Raw genomic sequence first — 8947 nt, 5'->3', positions numbered from 1 at the left:
GTCGCGCAAGATCCTCGGCATCCCCGACCTCAAGGTCTCGGCGACGTGCGTGCGCGTGCCGGTCGTGACGACGCACTCCCTCGTCGTGCACGCGACCTTCCAGCGGTCCATCACCGTGGAGGAGGCCCGGCAGGCCCTCGTCGAGGCCCCGAGCGTCGTCGTCGTGGACGACCCGGCGCAGGGCGACTTCCCGACGCCGGCCGACGTCGTCGGTGCCGACCCGACCTTCGTGGGGAGGCTGCGCCAGGCCAAGGACTTCCCCGACACCATCGAGCTCTTCGTGTGCGGGGACAACCTGCGCAAGGGCGCCGCGCTCAACACCGCGCAGATCGCCGAGCTCGTGGCCGCAGAGCTCACCGCGGCCTGAGCCCCTGGCTGGGGCTCAGGCAGGCGGGGGCACCCTCGCGCCTCGGCTAGGCTTGCCCCGCTCCACCGGGGTGTGGCGCAGCTTGGTAGCGCGCCTCGTTCGGGACGAGGAGGTCGCAGGTTCAAATCCTGTCACCCCGACCACGTCCGACGGCCGGTCTCCCTCGCGGGAGGCCGGCCGTCGTCGTCTCTGCCCGTCCCAGCCCTGTGACCCTTGCCAGGGACGGCGTCGCGGGGGGTGGGTCGTGGGCCGGTGGCCTCAGACGGTGCGCGCCACCAGGGTGAGCAGCGTGGCCTCCGGCGGGCAGGCGAAGCGCACCCGCGCGTGGGGGGAGGTCCCCAGCCCGGCGGAGACGTTGAGCCAGGTCTCGCCCGCGCTCGGCCCGGCCGCGGCGAGCAGCGGTGCCGGCACGGGCCCTTGGCCCGACCGCCACCGGTGCAGGCCGCTGGCGCAGCGGCGGGGCACGTCGCAGTTGGTGACGAGGGCGCCCACGAAGGGCACGCAGACCTGCCCGCCGTGGGTGTGGCCGGCCAGCAGAAGGTCCAGGCCGTCGTCGGCCATGGGGTCCAGGACCCGCCGGTAGGGGGCGTGCAGCACGCCGAGGGCGACGTCGGCGCCCTCCTCCGCGGCGGCCTGGTCGGGGGTGGGCGAGCGAACGTCGTCGTAGCGGTCGAGCCCGATGTGCGGGTCGTCCACGCCGACGAGGCGCACCCGGCGACCCGCGACGTCGACGACGGCGCGCGCGTTGTCGAGGTCGACCCAGCCGCGGCTCGTGAGGCCGTCGACGAGGTCCTGCGTCGGCAGCGGCTCGCGGTCGGGCGTGAGGCGCGAAGGGCCGCGGAGGTACAGGAGCGGGTTGGCCCGCTTGGGCCCGTGCCGGTCGTTGCTGCCGAGGACGAAGACGCCAGGCCGGTCCAGCAGCCGGTCGAGGCACCGCAGGACCGTCGGGACGGCGTCGGGGCTGGACAGGTGGTCGCCGGTGTCGACGACGAGGTCGGGCTCGAGGTCGGCGAGTCCCTCGACCCAGGCGGGCACGCGCCGCAGCTCGGGGGTCAGGTGGAGGTCGGACAGGTGCAGCACCCGCAGCGGCGGCTGCCCGGGAGGCAGGACGGGCACCTCGACGCGGCGGAGCCGCGGGGAGCGCACCTCGTAGCCGGCGCCCCAGGCCAGGGCGGCGGCGCCCGACCCCACGGTGACGGCGCCGGCGAGCCCGGCGGTGCGGACGGCACGTCTCAGGCCGGAGGGACGTCGTCGGGTCCGGCCGGGGCGGGAGGGATACGTCGTGGGCACGGAGGCAGTCTGCTGCGAGGATCGCCGCCATGAGCGCACCGACCCCCGCCGACCCCGCGAGCATGCCCGCCACCGGCCTCAAGGACCAGCTGCAGGCCGACCTCACGACCGCCATGCGCGCCCGGGACGAGCTCCACCTGACGACGCTGCGCTCGCTGCTCACCGCCGTCCGGACGGCCGAGTCGGCGGGCAAGAGCGCCCGTGAGCTCACCGAGGACGAGGTGCTCGGCGTGCTGCGCTCCGAGGCGAAGAAGCGGCGTGACTCCGCGACGGCTTATGACGACGCCGGTCGGGCGGACCGCGCCGACCGGGAGCGGGCCGAGGCCGACGTCGTCGAGACCTACCTGCCCGCCCAGCTGGACGACGACGCCCTCGCCGCGCTCGTCGCCGAGGAGGTCGCCGCCGCCCAGGCCCAGGGGCGGACCGGCATGGCCGCGATGGGGGCGGTCATGGGTGCCGTCCGCCCGCGGGTCGGGCAGCTCGCCGACGGCGGCCGGGTGGCTGCCGAGGTGCGCCGCCAGCTGGGCGCCGCCCGCTGACCCACGGCTCGGGCACGCCAGGACGACCGACGACCGCGCGCCCGGGACGACGACGGCCCAGCCCCCCACGGTGGCCGGGCCGTCGTCGCGTCAAGAGCCGCTGGATGTCAGTCGTCGTCCTCGTCGTCAGAGCTGCTGCCCGAGGAGCTGCTGCCCGAGGAGCTGCTGCCTGATGAGCCGTTGCTCGAGGAGTCGTCGTCGGAGCTGGATGAGGCGCGGCCGACCAGGCTCCAGTCCGGTGGGCCGAAGTCGACGACCGGCACGCCGTCCATGGCCTCGAGCATGTAGTCGCGCCACATCGGCGCGGCGTAGGTCGACCCGAAGACGTCGCTGCGGACGCCGTTGATCGTGACGTCGCTCAACGAGATGGTCGGGTCGTCCGGCTGGCCCACCCACGTCGTCGTCGCCAGTTGCGGCGTGTAGCCCGAGAACCACGTCTGGACGAGGCCGTCGGTGGTCCCCGTCTTGCCGGCCGCTGGCCGACCGATGCCGCCGACGCGACGGGCGGTTCCTCGGGTGAAGACATTCTCCATCGCCCAGGTCGCGGTATTCGCGATCTCGCTTCCCGTGTGGTCTGCCGTCCCCAGCGGCTGCGTGCACGGAGCGACGGTCGCCTCGATCGGCTGGCCGTCTCGGTCGACCGTGCTCTCGATCCCCGTCGGTGGGCAGTAGGTGCCGCCGCTGGCCAAGGTGGCGTAGGCGGCCGCCATGGTGAGCGGCGCGACCTCCACGCTTCCGAGCACCGCTGAGGGGAAGGCGCTCCTGGACTGGTCGGCGAGGACTCCGCCGGACGCCGGGTGGGCACCCATGGAAGCTGCAACATCGCGGATGTCGCACAGGTCGAGCTGCTCGGCCATGTTGAGGTAAACGGTATTTACCGAGCTGTACGTCGCCTCGAGGACGCTCATCCGGCTCTGACCGGTGGGGACGCTGTTGGTCACGGGGTAGTCCGGATCTCCCCCCCGGAGGTTGACGCACGAGGTGAAGTCGGGAATCTGGTAGGTCTCCCGGAAGGAGGCGCCAGGCACACTGGTGCGCAGCGTGCGGTCGTCCTGCAGCCACGCCACCAGCGTGAAGGGCTTCCAGTTCGAGCCTGGCTGGAAGCCGTTGCCGCCACCGAGAGCGGCGTCGACGTTGTAGTTGAGGTTCGAGTAGCCGCGCTCGTCCGTCGGTCCCATGGCGTAAAGGCGATTCTGCGCCATCGCCCGCACCTTGCCGGTGCCGGGCTCGACGGAAACCAGCGAGGCGCCGACCTCGGACGCGTCGTCGAAGGGCACGGTGTCGAGGACGGCATCGTTGGCGGCAGCCTGCCGGCTCTGCTCCATCGTCGTCGTCACGTCGATGCCGTCGCGGTACAGGGCCCGCACGCGGGCGTCGCGGTCCTCGCCGAAGGCTGGGTCTTGCAGTATCGATTGGACGACGTAGTCGCAGAAGTAGGCAGCGCTGCGGGCCGGCGCGCAACCGTTGGGGGCCGGGCTCACCTGCAGCTGGTCCGGCACGGAGATCGCCACGGCGGCGTCGTGCTGGGCCTGGTCGATCCGGCCCTGCTGCAGCATGTTGCGCAGCACGGTGTCGCGCCGGTTCTCCGCGTCCTCGGGGTTGCGCGTGGGCTCGTAGAGCGAGGGGTTCTGGATCATGCCGGCGAGCAAGGCTGCGTCCTGGAGCTCCAGCTCGGCCGCCGGCTTGCTGAAGTAGTACTGCGAGGCCGCCTCGACGCCGTAGGTGTTGGAGCCGAAGAGGGCGATGTTGAGGTAGTTCTCGAGGATCTGGTCCTTCGAGTACTCCTCCTCCGCCGCGATGGCGAGGCGGATCTCGCGGATCTTGCGGGCTTCGTCCGGCGTCGTGAGCGCCTCGATGGCCTCCTGGTCGTCGGCCTCCCGCGCCTGCTGCAGCAGCACGTTCTTGATCCACTGCTGCGTCAGCGTCGAGGCGCCCTGCGTGCTGTCGCCCCGGAGATTGTTGACGAAGGCGCGGGCGATGCCCTGCGCGTCGGCGCCGCCGTGCTCGTAGAAGCGCTCGTCCTCGATGGCGATGACGGCGTCGCGCACCACCGGCGCCATGGCATCGAGCGGGACGACGACGCGGTTCTCGGCGTAGAAGCCCGTCATGGGACGGCCGTCGGCGAAGCGGATCGTCGAGCGCACCGGCAGGGCGGAGGGGTCCAGCTGGGTCGGCAGGTCCTCGAAGGTCTCGACGGCGGCGTCAGCGCCCGCGCCGGCCGTGGCGACCACGGGGACGGCCAGGCCGGCGACGAGGAGGCCGGCGACGACGCCGGCACCCACGAGGGTCGCCAGGCCGGTGCCGACCGACCCGGCCGCACCGACGGGGCGACGGGCGGCACCCGTCGCCCGTGACGTGCGCCCGGCGGAGGAGGGCGCCTGGCCACGGTCACCAGGACGCTCGGACGGGTGCACGTCGTGGGCGTCCCCGGGGCCGGGGGACCCCGGCGCTGGGCTGCTCGGGTCACGATGCATGCCTCTCAGGGTACGTGGCCGCCCGTCCGGCCCCCGGGAGGCCTGAGGCCGCGGGGTGACTAGTCCGTGCGGACTAGGCGGACGCCGTCGTCGGCGGTCCAGATCTCACCCGCGAGTGGTCCCGACGGTCCCTGTGCCCTGACCGTGCGCCGCCCTAGCGTCCTTTGTGCGCCGGTGAGCGGGTTGGTCGGCAGATGTCCACCCGACCTGCAGCGACGGCGAGCACGACCGCCGCGGTCCACGGGGACCGCGACGTCGCAGAAGAGCTGACGGGGAGAGCATGAGCATCACGACGAGCGTGGAGACCGGTCGGGACGTCCTCGGGCTGGTCGGGGCGCGGCTGTGGACGGACCGCTCGTGGATGGACGACGCGACGTGCCGCGGCGGCGACCCCGACGCGCTCTTCGTCCGCGGCGCCGAGCAGCACCTCGTCAAGCAGGCCTGCTGGACCTGCCCCGTGCGGCGCCAGTGCCTCGCGGACGCGCTCGACAGCCGCAACGAGCACGGCGTCTGGGGTGGCGCCACCGAGCGCGAGCGCAGGGCCATGCTCCGGCGTCGCCCCGACGTCGCGTCGTGGAAGCAGCTGCTCGTCTCCTCGCGCGAGGAGTTCGACGCGGAGGTGCCGGCCCAGCGGGTGCCCCGCCGCCGCTGAGCCGGCTCCGGGCAGCCTTCGGGCAGCCCTGCCTCAGGTCGCCCTGCCGAGGTCTGCGGCGACCGACCGCAGGCCGTCGAGGTCGTGCACGTCCTTCGGGCGCGCCGGCACCTGCACGAGGGCGATGCCCGGGTGCTCGACGGCGAAGGCGCCCGCCAGCTGCTGCTCGCGCTCCAGCCGCCGCATCCGGGCGGCGTGCAGGCGCAGCAGGCCCGCCGCGAGGGCGTGGTCCCCGCGGGAGAGCGTCTCGGGCGCCGTCCCGTCCTCGCCGCCGCCGTCGAGGTCCTCCAGCTGGACGACGGCCGCCCAGGCGCGCTCGGCCGACAGGCGTGGCAGCTCCGTCGTCTGCACGCGGTTGAGGACGAGACCGGCCAGCGGCATGCCCTCGCGGCCCAGCCGGTCGACGAAGTAGGCCGCCTCGCGCAGGGCGTCCTCCTCCGGCGTCGCGACGACGAGGAAGGCGGTGCCGGGGCTGGCCAGCAGCGCGTAGGTCTTCTCGGCGCGCTCGCGGAACCCGCCGAAGACGGCGTCGAGACCGGCGACGAAGGCCTGAAGGTCGTCGAGGAACTGGGCGCCGAGGACGCGCGACATCGCGCCCGTCACGCTGCTCACGGCGCCGGAGAGGACCTTGACGTAGGCGCGCCCGCCCGCGCGGGCCGGCGCGAGCAGCAGGCGGATGAAACGGCCGTCGAGGAAGGACGACAGGCGGCGGGGGGCGTCGAGGAAGTCCAGCGCCGAGCGGCTCGGCGGGGTGTCGACGACGACGAGGTCCCACGGCTCGCTGCCGTCCCCGCCCGGGACGCTCGCCCGCGAGCGCAGCTGGCCGAGCTTCTCCATGGCCATGTACTCGCTCGTGCCGGAGAAGGAGGAGGACATCGCCTCGTAGAAGGGGTTCTCGAAGATGGCCTTCGCCCGCTGGGGGCTGGCGTGGGCCTCGACGACCTCGTCGAAGGTCCGCTTCATGTCGAGCATCATCGCGTCGAGGCTGCCGCCGGCCCGGGTGTCGACGTCGGCGACCGGGCGGGGGGTGTTGTCCAGCTCCTCCAGCCCGAGGGACTGGGCCAGCCGCCGGGCGGGGTCGATGGTGAGGACGACGACGCGGCGCCCCCGCTCGGCCGCGCGCAGGGCCAGGGCGGCGGCGCTCGTCGTCTTGCCGACCCCGCCGCTGCCGCAGCAGACGAGCACGGACGTGCCGCGGTCGTCCAGCAGCGCGTCGACGTCCAGGGCGGGGGCGTCGAGGGAAGGGGTGCTGCTCGTCGGCGCGGGCGCGCTCACGCGAGGCCCTGGGCCGTGAGCCGGTCGGCGAGGACCTCCAGGCCGCGGTGGGCGACGCCGCCCGGCAGCTGGGGCAGCTCGACCAGCGGACGCCCGACGGCTTCGAGCGCCTGCTGCTGCTGCTCCTGGAGGGCGAGCCGCTCGTCGTGCTCACGGGCCTCGGCGAGCAGGCCGTCGACCAGGGTCGTGCCCGGCGCGTCGCCGCGGACGAGGCGGGCCTCCACGAGCCCGGCGCGCACGGCCGAGGCGGGCACGGCGCCGGAGAGGGCGCCGTCGAGCAGCTCCAGCGGCAGCGTGTCGCTGCGGATCTGGTTCACGACCACGGCCCCGACGGGCAGGCGTGCCGCCTGCAGCTCGGCGACGCCGTCGAGGGTCTCCTGCACGGGCATCTCCTCGAGCAGGGTCACGAGGTGCACGCGGGTGTGGGGCGAGCGCAGGACGCGCATGACCGAGTCGGCCTGGCTCGCGACGGGCCCCATCCGCGCGATGCCCGAGACCTCGGAGTTGACGTTGAGGAAGCGGCCGATGCGACCGGTCGGGGGCGCGTCGAGCACGACGGAGTCGAAGGTGTGCTGGCGCGGGTCGTCGGCGCCGTCCCGGCGCTGCTTCGTGTCGCCGCCGTCCCGACCCGTGCCGCGACCCCCGCGGCGGCGCACCGCCTCGTACACCTTGCCGGTGAGCAGGACGTCGCGGACGCCCGGCGCCACCGTGGTGGCGAAGTCGATGGCGCCGACCTTGTCCAGCGCCCGCCCGGCCCGGCCCAGCTTGTAGAAGGTCGCGAGGTACTCCAGCAGCGCCGCCCGGGGCTCGACGGCGAGCGCGACCACCTCGCCGCCGTCCGCGGTGGCCGCGATGGTCCGCTCCTCGTAGGGCAGCGGGGGGACGTCGAAGAGCCGGGCGATGCCCTGGCGGTCCTCGACCTCGCACAGCAGGACCCGGCGCCCTCCGCGGGAGAGCGCGACGGCGAGCGCGGCCGCCGTCGTGGTCTTGCCCGTGCCGCCTTTGCCGGTCACGACGTGCAGCCGGGTGCCGGGGAAGAGCAGCCGCTCGTCGTGCGGGCCCGCCGGGGCGATGCCGCCGCGCGGCTCGCGGCGGTCCTCCGGCTCCGGCATGGCGGCCAACCTACGCACGGGCACGCGGGGGGTGCAGGGCGTAGGCCCTGCTCGTCCGCACGTCGGACTCGCGGTCCCCCCACGACGGGCTCCGAGCAGGCGCGCGCTCTCGTCGTGCCGCGCCGACGGCCGTGGTCCTAGCCGTCGTCGACGTGCTGCGGGCGGGGCAGGCGGGGGAGGATCGGGGGGTGCCGGAGGGAGACAGCATCTACCTCCTCGCGCGGACGCTGGACGCGCGGCTGGCGGGCACCACCGTGGCGCGCAGCGACCTGCGGGTGCCGCAGCACGCCACCGCCGACCTCGCGGGCCGGGCGGTGCTGGGGACGGCGTCGGTCGGCAAGCACCTGCTGACGCGCTTCGCCGGTGGCGTCACGCTGCACACGCACCTGCGGATGGACGGCTCCTGGACCGTGCTCGCCCCCGGCAAGGTGCTGCCGCGGGCGGTGCAGCCGGACGTGCGCGTGCTGCTCTCGACCACGGGCGGGCCCGGGCTGGCCGACGACGCACGCGGGCCGACGGCGGCGGCCCTCTCCATGCCCGTCGTCGAGCTGCTGCCCACCGCCGCCGAGGACGGCGTCGTCGGGCACCTCGGCCCGGACCTGCTCGCGGAGAGCTGGTCCGGGGCCGGCGCCGAGGAGGCGCTGCGGCGCCTGGCCGCCCAGCCGGGGCGCGGCGTCAAGGCCGCCCTGCTGGACCAGCGCAACCTCGCCGGCGTCGGCAACCTGTGGGCCGACGAGAGCTGCTACCTGCGGGGCCTGGACCCGTGGACGCCCGTGGGGGAGGTCGACCTGCCGCCCCTGCTGGCCCTGCTCGCGCGGATGCTGCGGCACTCGGTGACCGCCCCGGGGGCCTACCAGGTGACGACGGGCGACACCCGCCGCGGGCGCACCCACTGGGTCGTCGGCCGGGCGGGCAAGCCCTGCCTACGCTGCCGGACGACCGTGCGCGTGCGCGCCGAGGTCGCCGGCGACCCCGAGCAGCGCCGCACCTGGTGGTGCCCGCGCTGCCAGCCGGAGCCCGCCGTCCGGGCCGAGCCGGCCCGCCACCACGGGCTGGTGGCGGGCGCGCCCGAGCCGGGCGCCGGACTCCCGGGGGCCCCGGCCGACCGGGCACGGCAGGGCGGGCGGCAGGGTGGGCGGCAGGGCGGCCGGCAGGGTGGGTCGCAGGGCGTCCGGCAGGGTGGGTCGGGGGGCCCGCGGGCGCACGGGCCGGCAGGACGGGCGCACGGCTAGGGTCCG

General features: G+C 75.0%; 8 protein-coding genes and 1 tRNA gene. 5 read left to right on the top strand and 4 right to left on the bottom strand.

The genetic code is table 11. From position 1 onward, the window contains the following. Nucleotides 1–367: Asd/ArgC dimerization domain-containing protein (locus WDV86_RS06575; RefSeq protein ID WP_339566795.1), on the top strand; the 367-nt coding region annotated here is incomplete at its 5' end. A 66-nt stretch (nucleotides 368–433) separates the two neighbouring features. Further along, nucleotides 434–510: transfer RNA gene (locus tag WDV86_RS06570), tRNA-Pro, on the top strand. A 115-nt stretch (nucleotides 511–625) separates the two neighbouring features. Here WDV86_RS06570 and WDV86_RS06565 read toward each other — a convergent pair. Continuing rightward, nucleotides 626–1603, bottom strand: a complete 978-nt coding sequence (locus tag WDV86_RS06565; protein WP_445262971.1) for a metallophosphoesterase — start codon at nucleotides 1601–1603, stop codon at nucleotides 626–628. 83 nt (nucleotides 1604–1686) lie between these two features. On the opposite strand from WDV86_RS06565, the gene WDV86_RS06560 reads away from it, so the two are divergent. Continuing rightward, nucleotides 1687–2196, top strand: coding sequence for a GatB/YqeY domain-containing protein (locus WDV86_RS06560; protein ID WP_339566793.1), 510 nt, complete (start codon nucleotides 1687–1689; stop codon nucleotides 2194–2196). Nucleotides 2197–2303: 107 nt separating this feature from the next. Here the strand turns inward: WDV86_RS06560 and WDV86_RS06555 are convergent, their stop codons facing one another. Continuing rightward, nucleotides 2304–4670 carry a transglycosylase domain-containing protein gene (locus tag WDV86_RS06555; protein WP_339566792.1) on the bottom strand — a complete coding sequence of 789 codons (2367 nt, stop codon included), beginning with the start codon at nucleotides 4668–4670 and terminating at the stop codon, nucleotides 2304–2306. Between the two features lie 361 nt (nucleotides 4671–5031). Between WDV86_RS06555 and WDV86_RS06550 the strand changes: the two genes are divergently transcribed. Beyond that, nucleotides 5032–5322: a WhiB family transcriptional regulator gene (locus tag WDV86_RS06550; RefSeq protein ID WP_445262970.1), complete on the top strand. Its 291-nt coding sequence runs from the start codon at nucleotides 5032–5034 to the stop codon at nucleotides 5320–5322. 33 nt (nucleotides 5323–5355) lie between these two features. On the opposite strand, the gene WDV86_RS06545 is transcribed toward WDV86_RS06550, so the two are convergent. Then, nucleotides 5356–6597: an ArsA family ATPase gene (locus WDV86_RS06545; protein WP_339566790.1), complete on the bottom strand. Its 1242-nt coding sequence runs from the start codon at nucleotides 6595–6597 to the stop codon at nucleotides 5356–5358. After that, nucleotides 6594–7709, bottom strand: coding sequence for an ArsA-related P-loop ATPase (locus WDV86_RS06540; protein WP_339566789.1), 1116 nt, complete (start codon nucleotides 7707–7709; stop codon nucleotides 6594–6596). The genes WDV86_RS06545 and WDV86_RS06540 overlap by 4 nt, the downstream gene beginning before the upstream one ends. 188 nt (nucleotides 7710–7897) lie before the next feature. Here WDV86_RS06540 and WDV86_RS06535 point away from each other — a divergent pair, with 188 nt between their 5' ends. Further along, nucleotides 7898–8941: a DNA-formamidopyrimidine glycosylase family protein gene (locus tag WDV86_RS06535; protein WP_339566788.1), complete on the top strand. Its 1044-nt coding sequence runs from the start codon at nucleotides 7898–7900 to the stop codon at nucleotides 8939–8941. Nucleotides 8942–8947: the final 6 nt, after the last annotated feature.

Source organism: Pseudokineococcus sp. 1T1Z-3 (genome assembly GCF_037482365.1).
Taxonomy (GTDB): Bacteria; Actinomycetota; Actinomycetes; order Actinomycetales; family Quadrisphaeraceae; genus Pseudokineococcus.
This window is presented reverse-complemented; position numbering and strand designations above follow the sequence as displayed.